Here is a 15,525-nt window from a genome sequence, read left to right as displayed (position 1 = left end):
CTGTGACAACGCCAGGCGGCGATCGCGAGTTCCCTGGTGCGGGCAGGGGCGGGCGTGGGCCGTCCGGGTGACGGCCCACGTGGCGCGCGAGGCGAGGGCTCAGAACAGCGTCGTGTCGGCGAAGCGCAGGACCAGTTGGGGGGCTCCGGAGAGGGCGATGGCGAGGACGGCGGTGACGGCGAGGGCGGCCGTCAGGGGCGCGGGAACGCGGTGCTCGCGGGGTTCGCCCTCGGGGGCGCGGAACAGCAGGGCCGTCCACTGGAGGTAGTAGTACAGGGCGATCACGACATTGACGGCCATGACGACGGCGAGCCAGCCGAGGCCCGCGTCGACGGCGGCGGAGAAGACGGTGACCTTCGCGAAGAGGCCGATGATGCCCGGCGGCAGTCCGGCGAGGCAGAGCAGGAAGAAGGCCAGGAGCAGTGCGGAGAGCGGGTTCCTGGCGTACAGGCCCCGGTAGTCCGTGATGCGGTTCGCGCGGCTTGCACGGCCGACCAGGGCGGCCACCGCGAAGGCGCCGAGGTTCACGGCGGCGTACATCAGCGCGTAGGCGACGGTGGAGCCGACGGCGTGCTCGGGGTCGCCGGTGTACGCGGCGGCGGCGATCGGGACGAGGAGGTAGCCGGCCTGGCCCACGGAGGACCAGGCGAGCAGGCGTACGGCGCTGTACGCGCGCGTGGCCTGCTGGCGCAGGGCGCCGACGTTGCCCACGGTCATGGTGAGGGCGGCCAGCGCGGCGAGGGCCGGACCCCAGACATGGGCGTAGGACGGGAAGGCGACGACCGTGACGAGGACGAGGCCGGAGAAGCCGACCGCCTTGCCGACGACCGACAGGTAGGCGGCGACGGGGAGGGGCGCGCCGACGTAGGTGTCGGGGACCCAGAAGTGGAAGGGGACGGCGGCCGTCTTGAAGGCGAAGCCGACGAGGGTGAGCACGACGCCGGTCTGGGCGAGGGTGTCCAGTTGTCCGTCGACGTGCCGGATGCGGTCGGCGACCAGGGTGAGGTGCAGGGTTCCGGTGGTGGCGTAGACGAAGCTGATGCCGAGCAGGCTGACGGCGGTGGCGGTGACGGAGGACAGGAAGAACTTCAGGGCCGCTTCGGAGGACTTGCGGTCGCCGTGCCGGATGCCGACGAGGGCGAAGGCGGGCAGGGAGGCGACCTCCAGGGCGACGATCAGGGTGGCGAGGTCGCGGGAGGCGGGAAGGAGGGCGGCGCCGGCGGCGGAGGACAGCAGCAGGAACCAGAACTCGCCTTCGGGCAGGCGGCCGCGCGCGTCCTTCAGGGCGGTGACGGACAGGAGCGCGGCGAGCAGTGCTCCGCCGAGGACCAGGAGCTGGATGACCAGGGTGAAGCGGTCGGCGGTGTAGCTGCACGCGCGCGGGGCGCCGGTCAGGCAGAAGGTGGAGCGGTCGGCGTCGAGGAGGGGAAGCAGGAGGGCAGTGGAGGCGGCGAGGCCCGCGACCGAGAACCAGCCGAGGAGCGGCTTCCTTCCGTGGGACACGAACAGGTCGGCGACGAGGACGACGAGGCCGACGACCGCCGCGAGGGTGGGCGGGGCGATCGCCAGCCAGTCGACGGACTGGACCACGGAGGGGGCGGCCAGGGAGCTCATCGGGTGCCTCCTGCGAGGAGCTGCTGTACGGCCGGATCGGTCAGGCCGAGGAGTGCCTTCGGCCAGAGGCCGGCGACGACGGTGAGGACGACGAGCGGCGTCCAGGCGGCGAACTCGTAGTGGCGGACGTCGGGGAGCCGCGGCGCGTCCTGCGGGACGGCTCCCATGCAGACGCGGCGGACCACGACGAGGAGGTAGGCGGCGGTGAGCAGAGTGCCGAAGGCGCCGATCGCGGTGAAGGCGAGGAAGGCGGGCCGGCTGAGGTCGTCGGCCGGGTCGAAGGCGCCGAACAGGGCGAGCATCTCCCCCCAGAACCCGCCGAGGCCGGGCAGGCCCAGGGAGGCGACGGCGGCGAAGGCGAGGAGGCCGCCGAGGCGCGGTGCCTTGCCGTAGAGCGCCGCACCGGTCTCCTCGGCGAGAGTGTCGAGGTCGGTGGTGCCGGTGCGGTCCTTCAGGGCGCCGACCAGGAAGAAGAGCAGGCCGGTGATGAGGCCGTGGGCGATGTTGGCGAACAGGGCGCCGTTGACGCCGGTCGGGGTGGTGGAGGCGATGCCGAGGAGGACGAAGCCCATGTGGCCGACGGAGGAGTAGGCGATCAGGCGCTTGAGATCGCCCTTCGCGCCCCGTTTGGCGAGGGCCAGGCAGGCCAGCGACCCGTAGATGATCCCGACGACGGCGAACGCGGCGAGGTAGGGCGCGAAGGTGTGGAAGCCGTCGGGCGCGACCGGCAGGAGGATCCGGACGAACCCGTACGTACCCATCTTGAGCAGGACACCGGCGAGGAGGACCGAGCCGACGGTCGGGGCGGCGGTGTGGGCGTCGGGCAGCCAACTGTGCAGCGGCCACATCGGCGTCTTGACCGCGAGCCCGATACCGACCGCCAGAACGGCGGTGACCTGCACCGACGTGGTCAGCGACCGGCCGTTGTCAGTGGCGAGTGCCACCATGTCGAACGTGCCCGCCGTGATTCCGATCAGGAGCAGGCCGAGCAGCATGACCACGGACCCGAGCAGTGTGTACAGGATGAACTTCCAGGCCGCCCGGGTCCGGCCCTCGCCGCCCCAGCGGGCGATGAGGAAGTACATCGGGATCAGGACCATTTCGAAGGCGAGGAAGAACAGCAGCAGGTCGAGGACGGCGAAGGTGGCGAGGGTGCCGGACTCCAGGACGAGCAGCAGCGCCACGAAGGCCTTCGGGCTGGGGCCCGAGGGCAGGTTGAAGTACGAGTACAGCGCGCAGAGGAAGGTCAGCAGCGCGGTCAGGACCAGAAGGGGGAGGGAGATGCCGTCGATGCCGAGGTGGATGCGCACGTCGAGTGCGGGGATCCAGCTGATGTCGGTCGTGGCCTGCATCTTCGACGGCTGGTCGTGGTCGAAGCCGAGCGCGAGGACGACCGCGGCGATGAGGATCGCACCGGTCACGGTCACGCCGTGCCGCAGCACGGCCTGCTCGGGTGACTTCCCCTTCAGCCCGGGTGGGGCCGGCAGGAGAGCGGCGACGGCGCCGAGGAGCGGGCCGACGACGATGAACGCCAGAAGGAACTGCATCACGGACTCGCTGATATCGATCACGCCTGCTCACGCTCCCGTGGCGACGAGGAGGGCGGCGACCGCCAGGACGACGGTGCCGGCGAGCAACGCGCTCACATAGGTCTGGACGTTGCCGGTCTGGGCGCGCCGTACGGCGGCACCGAGCCAGCGGGGCAGGGTGCCCGCGCCGCTCACATAGGTGTCGACGACCTCGCGGTCGAGGAACCGGACGAGAGTCGCCCCGCCCTGCACCGGGCGGACGAACAGCACCCGGTAGACGGCGTCCAGGTGGAAGCCGGCGGCCGCGTGGCGGTGCAGCGGGCCGAGCAGCAGTCGGCCGGGGTCGGCCGGGTCGGGAGCGGAGGCGATGTCTCCGTAGGCGGGCACGTGGGTCGCGATGGCCTCGGCCTCCACCTGACCGGCGTCGCCCTCGGGGTGGGCGGCGACGGCACCCAGGGGGACGCGGGCGGCCAGCGCCGTGAGGTGCCGCCAGGCGGCGTGTACGGCGAGGCCGCCGATCAGTGCCGCACCCGTGCCGAGGACGGAGGTGGTGAGGGTAGGGGCGAGATCACGGCCGTCGAACCAGTCGGGCAGCGAGCGGTGGGCGAGCCCGCCCAGGGCGAGCGAGGGCACGGCGAGCACCCACAGGACGACGGTCATCGTCAGCGGCTGGCGGCCGTGGTCGGGGGCGTGGACGCCCCGGCCGCGGAAGGCCAGCAGCCACAGGCGCGTCGCGTAGGCGGCGGTGAGGAGGGCGGTGAGCAGACCGGCGACGAGGACGATCCAGCCCGCGGCGGCGGGGGCGTGCTCGGCGTGACCGGTTGAGGCGTGCTCGGCGGCGCCCAGGACCGACTCCTTCGAGAAGAACCCGCTGAACGGCGGGATCGCGGCGAGCGCGAGGAGCGCCACGGTCATCGTCCAGTAGGCGTCGGGGACGCGGTCGCGCAGGTGGCTCATGCGGGACATGGCGGCCAGGGAGTTGGTGCCGGCGGCGTGGATGATCACGCCGGCGGCGAGGAACAGCAGCGCCTTGAAGGCGCCGTGCGAGAGGAGGTGGAAGACGGCGGCACCGCGGTCGCCGACGGCGAGGGCGCCGGTCATGTAGCCGAGCTGGCCGATCGTCGAGTAGGCGAGGACGCGCTTGATGTCGTCCTGGGCGAGCGCGGCGAGAGCGGAGCCGGCCATCGTGACGGCGGCCATGACGGCGAGGACGACCATCGCGGCCTGGGAGGCCTCGAACACCGGGAGGAGACGGGCGATGAAGTAGACACCGGCGGCGACCATCGTCGCGGCGTGGATCAGCGCGGAGACGGGTGTGGGGCCCGCCATCGCGTCCGGGAGCCAGGTGTGCAGCGGGAACTGCGCCGACTTGCCCGCCACACCGGCCAGGAGCAGCAGGGCGACGAGCGTGGGGTGGTCGAGTCCTCCGTGGGCGACGGCGCCGAGGACCTTCGTGATCCGGAAGGAGCCGGCGTCGGTGGCCAGGGCGAACAGGCCGATGAGGAAGGGGACGTCGCCGAGTTTGGTGACGAGGAAGGCCTTGATCGAGGCGGCGCGGGCCTCGGGGGTCTCCCAGTAGTGGCCGACCAGGAAGTAGGAGCAGATGCCCATGACCTCCCAGCCGACCAGCAGCACGATCAGGTCGCCGGAGTAGACGACCAGGAACATCGCGGAGGTGAACAGGGAGACGAGCGCGGCGTACGAGGGGTAGCGCGGGTCCTCGCGGAGGTAGCCGGTCGAGTAGATCTGCACGCAGGAGGCGACGAGGCCGACGAGGACGGCGACGAGGGCGGCGAAGCCGTCGACGTGCAGGGCGAGTTCGATCGGGATGGAGCCGGTGGGGGTGAGTTCGGTGGCCGCGTCGACGGCCGCGTCCCCGCCCTGTCGTGCGGCGACCAGGGCGGCCAGGACGAGGGAGGTGAGGGTCGGCAGGACGGCGAGCGGGCGGACGAAGCCGGGCGCCGTGCGGCCGAGGAGCAGGCCGGCGACGGCGCCGAGGAACGGCAGGAGGGGGACGAGGACGGCGAGGGTGGTCGTGGTCACGCGGTGGCCTCAGCCTTCTCAGCCGCAGGGGTGGCGCTGTCGTCGCCGTCGTCGGGTTCGTGGCCCTCGGCGGTGTCGCGGAGCTTGTCGATGTCCGCGGTGCCGCGGTTGCGGTGGACGGCGAGGACGATCGCCAGGCCGATACCGATCTCGGCGGCGGCGATGGCGATGGTGAACAGGGTGAGGGCCTGGCCGGAGTGCAGGGTCTCCTCGGCGGTGCGGCTGAGCCACACGTCGAAGGCGACCAGGTTGAGGTTGACGGCGTTGAGCATCAGCTCGACCGACATCAGGACCAGGATCGCGTTGCGGCGGGCCAGGACGCCGTACAGGCCGGTGCAGAAGAGGAGCGCGGAGAGGACGGCGGGATAGGCGAGGTGCATCAGCGGGCACCTTCCTGCTCGGAACTCTCTGTGACCGTCCGGGAACTCTTGGTGGCAGGTGGGGCGTTCACAGGAGGAGAGCCCTGCTCCGCCTGCGCCTTGCGGGACAGGACGATCGCGCCGACCAGGGCTGCGAGGAGGAGGACGGAGAGGGCCTCGAAGGGGAGGACCCAGTGCTGGAAGAGGCTCGCGCCGGTGACCTTGGTCGAGCCGGCGGCGGGGCCGTCCAGGTCGATCCAGGTCGTGCGGAAGGCGTCGACGACGACCCAGACCAGGGCGGCCGCGGCGGCGACGGCCACGGCGAGGGCGGCCCAGCGGTTGCCGGAGTCGGCATCCGGGGAGCGGCCGATGGGGGCCCGGGTGAGCATCAGTCCGAACAGGAGGAGGACGACGACGGAACCGACGTAGATGAGGACCTGCACCCAGGCGATGAACTCGGCGGTGAGCAGGAGGTACTCGACCGCCAGGCCGCCGAGGGCGACCACCAGCCACAGGGCGGCGTGGACCAGCTGCCGCGTGGTGACGGTGACGAGGGCGGCGCCGAAGGTGACCAGGCCGACGAGGAGGAAGGCGATCTCGACGCCGGTCGGGGAGAGGAAGCCGTGCGGTGCCTGCGCGAGGGTCACGACCGGCCCTCCTGCGGCTCGGCCTGCGCGGCGGCGAGCTTCTCCGCCGTCTTGCGGGCGGCGGCGATCTCCTTGGGTTCCTCCGCGCCGGGGTCGAGGGCGGGCGGGGCCGGCACGGTCCACATCCACTCGCGGAGCTTGTCGCGTTCGTGGGTGAGGTCGCGGATGTCGGTCTCGGCGTACTCGAACTCCGGGGACCAGAACAGGGCGTCGAAAGGGCAGACCTCGATGCAGATACCGCAGTACATGCACAGCGAGAAGTCGATGGCGAACCGGTCGAGGACGTTGCGGCTGCGTTCGCGGCCGCCGGGGGTCGCCGCCGGGACCGTCTCCTTGTGGGAGTCGATGTAGATGCACCAGTCGGGGCACTCTCGGGCGCAGAGCATGCAGACCGTGCAGTTCTCCTCGAACAGGCCGATCACGCCCCGGGTGCGGGGTGGAAGGTCGGGCTGGACGTCCGGGTACTGCTCGGTGACGGTCCTGCGCGTCATCGTGCGGAGGGTGACGGCCAGGCCCTTGGCCAGGCCACTCCCTGGGATGGGGGCCATGGTTACTGGATCACCACCTTGACGACGCCGGTGAGGGCGATCTGGGCGAGGGAGAGGGGGACGAGGAGCGTCCAGGAGAGCTTCTGGAGCTGGTCCTCGCGCAGGCGCGGGTAGGTGACGCGGAGCCAGATCACGACGAAGGCGAGGAGCGCGGTCTTCAGGAGGGTCCACACCCAGCCGAGACCGTCGGCGCCCCAGGGGCCGTGCCAGCCGCCCAGGAACAGGACGGTGGTCAGGCCGCACAGGACGACGATGCCGGCGTATTCGGCGAGGAGGAACAGGGCGAAGCGCAGGCCGGTGTACTCGGTGTACGCGCCGAAGATGATCTCCGAGTCTGCGACGGGCATGTCGAAGGGGGGCCGTTGCAGTTCGGCGAGGCCGGCGACGAAGAAGACGATCGCGCCGACGATCTGCCAGGGCAGCCACCACCACTCGAAGGCGTCGAGGATGCCGGGGATCGACACGGTCCCGGCCGCCATCGCCACCGAGGCGGCGGTGAGCAGCATCGGGAGTTCGTAGGCGAGGAGCTGTGCGGCGGTGCGCAGGCCGCCGAGGAGGGAGAACTTGTTGGCGCTGGCCCAGCCGGCCATCAGGGAGCCGAGGACGCCGACGCCCATCACGGCGAGGACGAAGAAGACGCCCGCGTCGACGACCTCGCCGACCGCGCCCTCGCCGGGGCCGATGGGGATGGCGAGGAGAACGAGCAGGTACGGCAGGAGGGCGACGGCCGGGGCTAGCTGGAAGATGCGCCGGTCCGCGCCCGCGGGGACGACGTCCTCCTTCTGCGCGAACTTCACGCCGTCGGCGATGAGCTGGGCCCAGCCGTGGAAGCCGCCGGCGTACATCGGACCGAGGCGGCCCTGCATGTGGGCCATCACCTTGTGCTCGGTCTGACCGATGATCAGGGGGAAGGTGAGGAAGACGACGAAGACGACCAGGAGTCGCAGGGCGACGTCGAGAGCGTCGTTCACTGCCGGCCTCCTCGGGGGGTGTCGGGGGTGGGGTCGTCGGGGGCGGTGTCGTCGGACGCGGTGTCGTCGGACGCGGTGTCGTCGGACGCGGTGTCGTCGGACGCGGTGTCGTCGGACGCGGTGTCGTCGGGCGTGGTGTCGTCGGACGCGGTGTCGTCGGGGGCGGGCGTGTCCTCCGGGGGACTCGAGGAGGAAGGGGCCTTGGCCGGGCCCCTGGCCGTGTCCCGAGCCGGGGCCGGGTCGTCGAAGGCGGGGCGGGCGCGGTGCCAGGGGGCGTCGGAGCTGCGGGGGGTCGTGGCGGGGCGGGCGGGCGTGGCTCGGCCGGCCTCGGGTGGGGCCGCCTGCTGCTGCCGCTGGCTCGCCGAGCCTGCGGACGCGCTGCGTGCGCGACGGGGGCCCGCCGAGGGCCGCGCGGTCGCCTGGCCCGATGGGGCCGCCGGGGGCCGTGCGGTCGCCGGGGGCCGTGCGGTCGCCGCGGGCTCCGCGGACTGCCGGAGGTCTGCGGACTCGGCGGGTTCCGCCGAATCGGTGGGTTCCGCCGACTCAGCGGGTTCGGCGGGTTGCGTGGGTTCCGCCGTCTCCGCGGGTTCGGGGGAATGTACGAGTTCCGCCGTCTCCGCCGGTTCGGCGGGCTTCTGGGTTTCCTCGGGCTCCGCCGGTGCGGCGGGCTTCACAGGTGCCACCGTCTCCGCCGGTGCAGCGGGCTTTGCCGGTTCGGCGGGCTTTGCCGGTTCGGCGGGCTTCGCGGATTCCGCCGTTTCCGCCGGTTCCGGTGGGGTCGCCCCCGGTGCCGGGGGCGGGGTCTCGGCCCGTTGGGACGCCGAGCCCTCGCTCACGCTCCGGGACCGACGCGGGCCGGACGGGCTCCTCGGCGGGCGGGGCGGTGCCGCTTCCGGTCCGGCCGCCGAGTCCGCCGTTTGCGGCACGGCTGCCTGACCGGCCTGGTCGGCCGCTTGCGACCCGGTCGCCTGGGCCGCCTGGGCCTGAGCCGCCTGACCGGTCACGTCGGACGGGGTCGTCGTGGTCCTCGGCGCCGTTCCGGCCGTGTCGTCAGCGGCCGTGTTCGGAGCGGGCGGGTTGGGAGCGGGCGTCGGGGCCTGGCTGGCGGAGCCCTCCGCCGCGGTCCGCGCACGCCGCACCGGACGATCCCCCGCTGCCCTCGCCGGGCGATCCCCCGCTGGGTGGGGCGGGCGTTCTCCCGCTGGGCGGGGCGGGCGTTCGCCGGTGCCGCGGCTTGCGGCCGAGGCCCGGGTCGGGCGGGCCGGGGCGGGCGGGAGTTGGCCCTTGAGGGGGCCCCACTCGTTGGGGTCGGGGACGCCCGGCGGGAGCATCTGGCGCCGCTTGGGGCCGCCGTGCTCGGACTCGCCGGGTTCCTTCGCGCCGGGCCAGGCCTTGGCGACGCGGGCCGCGAGGACGAAGTCCTTGCGGAGGGGGTGGCCCTCGAAGCCCTCCGGGAGGAGGAGGTGGTCGAGGGCCGGGTGGTCGGTGAAGTGGACGCCGAACATCTCGTGCGTCTCGCGCTCGTGCCAGGCCGCGCCCGCGTAGACGCCGACGGCGGAGGGAAGGGCCGGGGTCTCGTGCGGGACCGTCGTGCGCAGCATCAGTCGGCGCACCGGGGCGAGGGCGACGACGTGTGCGGAGACGCGGAAGCCCGTGCCGGGTTCGTCGACGGCGCTCAGCCAGTCGAAGTAGGTGCAGCCGAGGCGGTCGCGGGCGGTCTCCAGCGCCGTGATCCAGGAGGCGGGGGGGACGTCGACGGTCAGGACCTCGTACGACTCCTCGGCCGTGGACTCGGGGCCGAAGAGATCCTCGGCGGTGGCGGGCAGCCAGCCGGCCGCGGTCATCGGGCGTCACCTTCCGGGGCCGGGGGCTGCACCAGCCCGCTCTGCAGCGCGGCCGCCGAGGGGCGCGAGGTGCCGTACCGCTCGCCCAGGGACTCCCGGGCGATCTTCTCCTGGAGCTTGAGGATGCCCTGGAGCAGCGCTTCGGGGCGCGGCGGACAGCCGGGGACGTACACGTCCACGGGGATGATCTGGTCGACGCCCTTGGTCACCGAGTAGGAGTCCCAGTAGGGGCCGCCGCAGTTGCTGCACGCTCCGAAGGAGATGACGTACTTCGGCTCGGGCATCTGTTCGTAGAGGCGTTTGACGGCCGGGGCCATCTTGTCGGTGACCGTGCCCGAGACGACCATCAGGTCGGCCTGGCGGGGGCCGGGCGCGAAGGGGATGACACCGAGGCGGATGAAGTCGTGGCGGGCCATCGACGCGGCGATGAACTCGATCGCGCAGCAGGCGAGACCGAAGTTGAAGACCCACAGGGAGTAGCGGCGGCCCCAGTTCAGGACCACCTTCATCGGTTCGGGGGCGAGGCGGGCGAGGGCGCCGAGCCGCTTCGGCTCGGGGAGCGCCACGGGCTCGGAGACAGACGGGTTCACGTCCATGTCAGGACGCCCTTCTTGTATGCGTAGAGCAGACCCACGGCGAGGAAGCCGAGGAAGACGAACATCTCCACCAGCGTGGTCGCGCCGTAGCCGGGGGCCGCGAAGACCGTCGCCCAGGGGAAGAGGAAGATCGAGTCGACCGCGAAGATCACGTACAGGAAGGCGTAGACGTAGTAGCGGACCTGGGTGTGGGCCCAGCCCTCGCCGACGGGGTCCACGCCGCACTCGTAGGTCAGGAGCTTCTCGGGGGTGGGGACCACGGGGCGCAGCAGGCGGCCCGCGCCGAAGGCGACCGCGACGAAGAGCACGCCGAGGGCGGCGAGCAGTCCGACGACCGCGTAGGCGTGGAAGTAGTCGTCCGACGCTACGACGACCGTCGAGTCCCTCAGCGCTGCGTGCGACGTCTGCGACACCGTCCGTCCCTCGCTCCCCGGCTCCGGCGTCGGCCTCGGCCTGTTCGACGATCTGTACGCACGGGAGTCTAGGGCCTGATAAAGGCACGGTAAGCAGGCCGTGGCGCCCGGGGCAACGGGGGTGGGGTTTTCCCCAGGCATCGGAGGTGGCGGACTCCATGGCGGACGGCCGCGCGGCGCGGCAGGCTGACCCGTATGACCGCACCCACGCCCGGCCCCGGACCGGCGCACCGGCCGACCCCGCACCCCGCGCCGCCCGCGCCACCCCCGCATCATCCGGCGCACCCGGCGCCACGCACGCATCCCACGCCACCCGGGTACCCCGGGCGCCCCGCGCCCCCGGAGCACCGGTCCGCCGTGCCTCCCGCGCCGTCGGCCGCCCCCGCCCCTTCCACGCCTCCCCGATCCCACGGTCACCCGGTATCCCCCACGCCTCCTGCGGCCCCCGCATCCCCCGCGCCCCCCATGGCTCCAGCGTCCCCCATCGCCCCAGCATCCCCTGCGGCCCCCTCGGCCCGGCATCACGCGGCGGCCGCACACGGGCGCCCCCTGCCGACCGTGCCCGCCGCCGGGCGGGAACCAGGGGCGGGTCGAGGGCCGGGAACCGGGTGGGGACCGGGAACCGGACCGGGGAAGGGGGCCGGGGCGGACGAGCGTCCGTTGCCGCCCGCCCGTCTCGCCTACGACGCGCAGACCTGGAAGGAGATCGCGCACCTCCTGACGAACCTGCCGATGTCGCTGGTCGGCTTCACCTATGTGATGACCGTGTTGCTCACCGGCGCCGCGCTCACCGTCACGGTGGTGGGGCTGCCGCTGCTCGCGCTCGGGCTGCTGGGGGCGCGGCTGATCGGCCGGTTCGAGCGCGGGCGTGCCCGGCTGCTGCTCGGGGTGCGCATCGACGAGCCGAGTCCGCTGCCGTTGCGCCGGGCGGGCAACTTCTTCCAGGGAATGTGGCTGGCGCTGAAGGACCCGGTGGCCTGGCGGACGGTGCTGTACGACTTCATCCGGCTGCCGTGGGGGGTCGTCACCTTCACCGTCGTCCTCACGTCCCTGTTCGTGCTGTGGCCGGTGCTGCCGTTCGTGGCGCGCGGGCTGACCAACGCGGACCGGGCGATGGTGCGGGCCCTGCTCTCGCCCTCCGACGAACTGGAACGACGGATCGCCGAACTGGAGTCCGACCGCGGGGTCGTGGTGGACACGGCCGCAGCCGACCTGCGGCGCATCGAGCGCGATCTGCACGACGGGGCGCAGGCACGGCTGGTCAACCTGGCGATGGGGCTGGGCCTGGCGAAGGAGAAGCTGCTGGAGGGCCAGGCCGACGACCTGGTGGCGGCCATGGTCGAGGAGGCGCACGGCGAGGTGAAGCTGGCGCTCCAGGAACTGCGCGACCTGGCCCGGGGCATCCACCCGGCCGTGCTGACCGACCGGGGCCTGGACGCCGCGCTGTCGTCGGTGTCGTCCCGTTGCACGGTCCCGGTCAAGGTGACGGTCGACCTGCCGTGCCGGCCCGCGCAGGCCATCGAGGGGATCGCCTACTTCACCGTCTCCGAGCTGCTGCAGAACGTCAGCAAGCACAGCGGGGCCGAGGCCGCCTCGGTGGACGTGTGGCGGGTGGAGAACCGGCTGCTCCTGCAGGTGCGGGACGACGGCCGGGGCGGCGCGCGGCTCGACGGCGGCACGGGGATGCGAGGGCTCGCGGAGCGGCTGGGCGCCGTGGACGGCCTGTTCGTCGTGGACTCGCCGGAGGGCGGTCCGACGACGGTGACGGCGGAGCTGCCCTGGCGGGACCGGGACCGGGACCGCAGCGACGCGACCGGCGCCGGGAGGTAGGGAAAACCCCCCTCCCGAGACGCCGACGGACTCCATGGCCCAGGGGCCCCGCCGCCGAGGAGGGTGGAGACAGGGACGACACCTGCGGACGACGAGTAGAACGGATCACGCCGATGGCCACGCACTACAGCGAGTACGGGGACCGCACCCGGTACGCCGACGGGTACCGGCCCGGCGACGGCGGGCGGCGGCACCGGCTGCCGCTCGCGCTGCGGGCTCCGGTCGAGGGGCGGGCCTGGCGCGAGCTCGCCTACGTGCTGCTGAGCCTGCCGATCGGCGTCGTCCTGTTCACCTTCGCCGTCACGATGCTCTCGCTGGGGGCGGGCCTGCTGGTGACGTTCCTCGGCATCCCGGTGCTGGCGGCGGGACTGGCCGCGTGCCGGGGGTTCGGGGCGCTCGAGCGGGTCCGGGCGCGCGGTTTGCTCGGCCTGGAGGTGGCCGCGCCGGAGCCGTTGCGCCAGCGCGGCAAGGGCGGCGCGCTGGCCTGGATGGGCGCCGTCCTGCGCAGCGGCACGTCGTGGCGGCACATGCTGTACGCGGTGCTGTACCTGCCGTGGGCGACGTTCTCCTTCTGCGTCACCGTGGTCCTCGCGACCACCGGCTGGTCGATGCTGACGTACCCGCTGTGGTTCTGGTTCTTCCCGATGTGGGGCGGCCAGGACGGCCTCCAGCTGTACGGGGACGAGCAGCACCGGATCTACCTCGACAACCCGTTCGAGATCGCGGTGACGGCGCTGGTGGGCCTGCTGGTCACCATGGCCGTGCCGTGGATCGTGCGGGCGCTGACGACGGTCGACCGGGTGCTGGTGCACGGACTGCTCGGACCGTCGCGGCTGGCGTCGCGCGTGGTGGAGCTGGAGTCGGACCGCGGGGTCGTCGTGGACGCGGCGGCGGCCGACCTGCGGCGCATCGAGCGGGACCTGCACGACGGGGCACAGGCGCGGCTGGTGGCGCTGGCGATGGATCTGGGGCTGGCCAAGGAGAAGCTGCACGAGGACCCGCAGACGGCGGCGCGGATGGTGGACGAGGCGCACGGTGAGGTGAAGACGGCGTTGCAGGAGCTGCGGGACCTGGCGCGCGGGATCCATCCGGCGGTGCTCACGGACCGGGGGCTGGACGCGGCGCTGTCGGCGGTGGCCTCGCGGTGTGCGGTGCCGGTGCGGGTGGAGGTGGACCTGGTGGAGCGGCCTGCTCCGGCGATCGAGGGGATCGCCTACTTCACCGTCTCCGAGCTGCTGCAGAACGTCAGCAAGCACAGTGGGGCGCGGACGGCGTCGGTGGACGTGTGGCGGGTGGACGAGCGGTTGTTGGTGCAGGTCGTGGATGACGGCGTGGGCGGGGCGGAGGCCTCCGGCGGGTCGGGGCTGGCGGGCTTGGCGGAGCGGGTGGATGCGGTGGACGGGATTCTGGTGGTGGATTCGCCGGTGGGCGGGCCCACGCGGGTGACGGCGGAGTTGCCCTGGCGGGCGGCGGGGGTCTGAGCGGGGGGTCGGAGGCAGGACCGAGCGGGGTTCGGGGGGATGGCTCAGCGGGGGTTCCGGGGCGGGCTGAGCGGGCGTCGGTGAGGGGTTCCTCGGAGGGGGCGGTGAGGGGCGGGGTCGGGGCGGTGAGGGGATTTCGCCCCCGCCGCTCCTACCCCTTTCCGTCCCCGTGGGCTCCGCCCCTTCGACCCCTACGGGATTCCACTCGGCCGCCGGGGTCCGGGACCCCGCCCCGGACCCCGGCGGAACCCTCCAGACCCCGACCGGACCCCACCCCGGACCCCGGCGGAACCCTCCAGACCCCGACGGGACCCACCCCCAGACCCCGGCGGGACCCCGCCCCGGACCCCGGAGGATCCCCCCGAACCCCGGAGGAGCCCCACCCCGGACCCCGGCGGGGCTGCGCCCCTGTGCTGCCCCGCATCGGCCCTGAAAGGGCCTCGTCCTCAAACGGCGGACGGGCTGAGTGCACCCACCCTCCGCCGAGCGCGCGCCCCGCCCCGCCCCGCCCCGATGATCGACAACCGGCCTCGCGGAGGCCGGAATGCGGTGGGTCGCGGCCGTATTCCCGTTGCCCGGGGACGGGTGGAACCGGATGCTGGAATGCTGGGCCCGGTGAACGGGACGGGCGGGTTGGCTGGGGGGCCGAGGATCGTGGAGGACAGGGTGCGGGTGGTCATCGCCGAGGACTCGGTGCTGCTGAGGGAGGGCCTGACGCGGTTGCTGACCGACCGGGGGCACGAGGTCGTCGCGGGGGTGGGCGACGCCGAGGCGCTGGTGAAGACGATCACCGAGCTGGACGCCGAGGGTGCCCTGCCCGACGTGGTGGTGGCCGATGTGCGGATGCCGCCCACGCACACCGACGAGGGGGTGCGGGCCGCCGTCCGACTGCGCAGGTCGCATCCGGGGCTCGGGGTGCTGGTGCTGTCGCAGTACGTGGAGGAGAGGTACGCCACGGAACTGCTGGCCGGTTCCAGTCGGGGGGTGGGATACCTGCTCAAGGACCGGGTGGCCGAGGTACGGGAGTTCGTGGACGCGGTGGTGCGGGTCGCCGAGGGGGGCACGGCGCTGGACCCCGAGGTGGTCGCGCAGTTGCTGGGGCGCAGCCGCAAGCAGGACGTGCTGGCCGGACTCACCCCGCGGGAGCGCGAGGTGCTGGGGCTGATGGCGGAGGGGCGGACCAACTCGGCGATCGCCAGACAGCTGGTGGTGAGCGACGGCGCGGTCGAGAAGCACGTCAGCAACATCTTCCTCAAGCTCGGGCTGTCGCCGAGCGACGGGGACCACCGGCGGGTGCTCGCGGTGCTGACGTACCTGAACTCGTGATCATGGCCTTTCAGGGCGCCGGGCCGGCTCGCACCAGTGACCGTCGAGCGAATCACCGAGGAAGGCGACCCTTACCGACGTAGGGTTGATCCTGGAGGGCCTTCGGGAAGGTCCCTCCGGGGACAGCCGCCTCGAGGGAGGTCCAGTTCAGTGACCAGTCAGGTCAGCAGCCCAGCGGAACAGGCCGACGGAGCCGACGGAACCGTCGTGGGAGAGCAGCGCAAACCGGGCGGGGCGAAGGATGTTCGTCGTCTCGATCGGGTGATCATCAGGTTCGCGGGTGACTCGGGTGACGGGATGCAGCTCACCGGGGACCGGTTCACC

13 protein-coding genes are annotated in these 15,525 nt (G+C 72.9%); 3 read left to right on the top strand and 10 right to left on the bottom strand.

Going from position 1 to position 15,525, the window contains the following annotated elements; all coding sequences use genetic code 11:
• Positions 1-99: 99 nt before the first annotated feature.
• Genes ACZ4YY_RS18765 through ACZ4YY_RS18720 form a run of 10 tightly spaced genes read right to left on the bottom strand, consistent with a single transcriptional unit; the run spans position 100 to position 10,540 of the window.
• Complete coding sequence (locus tag ACZ4YY_RS18765; RefSeq protein WP_468290997.1) at positions 100-1,614, bottom strand: NADH-quinone oxidoreductase subunit N; 1,515 nt, start codon at positions 1,612-1,614, stop codon at positions 100-102.
• Positions 1,611-3,185 carry an NADH-quinone oxidoreductase subunit M gene (locus ACZ4YY_RS18760; RefSeq protein ID WP_468290994.1) on the bottom strand — a complete coding sequence of 525 codons (1,575 nt, stop codon included), beginning with the start codon at positions 3,183-3,185 and terminating at the stop codon, positions 1,611-1,613. The genes ACZ4YY_RS18765 and ACZ4YY_RS18760 overlap by 4 nt, the downstream gene beginning before the upstream one ends.
• A 6-nt stretch (positions 3,186-3,191) precedes the next feature.
• Positions 3,192-5,186, bottom strand: coding sequence for an NADH-quinone oxidoreductase subunit 5 family protein (locus ACZ4YY_RS18755; RefSeq protein WP_468290991.1), 1,995 nt, complete (start codon positions 5,184-5,186; stop codon positions 3,192-3,194).
• Positions 5,183-5,566: an NADH-quinone oxidoreductase subunit NuoK gene (gene nuoK, locus ACZ4YY_RS18750; RefSeq protein ID WP_468290988.1), complete on the bottom strand. Its 384-nt coding sequence runs from the start codon at positions 5,564-5,566 to the stop codon at positions 5,183-5,185. The genes ACZ4YY_RS18755 and nuoK overlap by 4 nt, the downstream gene beginning before the upstream one ends.
• Positions 5,566-6,192 carry an NADH-quinone oxidoreductase subunit J family protein gene (locus ACZ4YY_RS18745; protein WP_468290985.1) on the bottom strand — a complete coding sequence of 209 codons (627 nt, stop codon included), beginning with the start codon at positions 6,190-6,192 and terminating at the stop codon, positions 5,566-5,568. The genes nuoK and ACZ4YY_RS18745 overlap by 1 nt, the downstream gene beginning before the upstream one ends.
• A complete protein-coding gene (locus ACZ4YY_RS18740) occupies positions 6,189-6,740 on the bottom strand; it encodes a NuoI/complex I 23 kDa subunit family protein (RefSeq protein WP_468290982.1) in 552 nt (183 codons plus the stop codon). The genes ACZ4YY_RS18745 and ACZ4YY_RS18740 overlap by 4 nt, the downstream gene beginning before the upstream one ends.
• Before the next feature lie 2 nt (positions 6,741-6,742).
• Entirely contained in the window at positions 6,743-7,711 is a 969-nt protein-coding gene (locus ACZ4YY_RS18735; RefSeq protein ID WP_468290979.1) for a complex I subunit 1/NuoH family protein, read from the bottom strand.
• Positions 7,708-9,555: an NADH-quinone oxidoreductase subunit C gene (locus ACZ4YY_RS18730; RefSeq protein WP_468290976.1), complete on the bottom strand. Its 1,848-nt coding sequence runs from the start codon at positions 9,553-9,555 to the stop codon at positions 7,708-7,710. Before ACZ4YY_RS18730 ends, ACZ4YY_RS18735 begins: the two co-directional genes overlap by 4 nt.
• A complete protein-coding gene (locus tag ACZ4YY_RS18725) occupies positions 9,552-10,151 on the bottom strand; it encodes an NADH-quinone oxidoreductase subunit B (RefSeq protein WP_468290973.1) in 600 nt (199 codons plus the stop codon). Before ACZ4YY_RS18725 ends, ACZ4YY_RS18730 begins: the two co-directional genes overlap by 4 nt.
• A complete protein-coding gene (locus ACZ4YY_RS18720; RefSeq protein WP_468291565.1) occupies positions 10,142-10,540 on the bottom strand; it encodes an NADH-quinone oxidoreductase subunit A in 399 nt (132 codons plus the stop codon). Before ACZ4YY_RS18720 ends, ACZ4YY_RS18725 begins: the two co-directional genes overlap by 10 nt.
• Positions 10,541-11,224: 684 nt before the next feature.
• Here ACZ4YY_RS18720 and ACZ4YY_RS18715 point away from each other — a divergent pair.
• The 3 genes from ACZ4YY_RS18715 to ACZ4YY_RS18705 all read left to right on the top strand — a co-directional run bounded on the left by ACZ4YY_RS18715 (position 11,225) and on the right by ACZ4YY_RS18705 (position 15,201).
• Positions 11,225-12,394 carry a sensor histidine kinase gene (locus ACZ4YY_RS18715; RefSeq protein ID WP_468290970.1) on the top strand — a complete coding sequence of 390 codons (1,170 nt, stop codon included), beginning with the start codon at positions 11,225-11,227 and terminating at the stop codon, positions 12,392-12,394.
• Positions 12,395-12,507: 113 nt separating this feature from the next.
• On the top strand, positions 12,508-13,875 hold the full coding sequence (locus tag ACZ4YY_RS18710; protein WP_468290967.1) for a sensor histidine kinase: 1,368 nt from the start codon (positions 12,508-12,510) through the stop codon (positions 13,873-13,875).
• 654 nt (positions 13,876-14,529) lie between these two features.
• Entirely contained in the window at positions 14,530-15,201 is a 672-nt protein-coding gene (locus tag ACZ4YY_RS18705) for a LuxR C-terminal-related transcriptional regulator (RefSeq protein WP_468290965.1), read from the top strand.
• The last annotated feature ends 324 nt before the right edge of the window (positions 15,202-15,525 follow it).

The organism is Streptomyces sp. NPDC030143, from assembly GCF_055573695.1.
The sequence above is the reverse complement of the archived record's forward strand: the minus strand, read 5'-3'. Positions and strand labels throughout refer to the sequence as shown.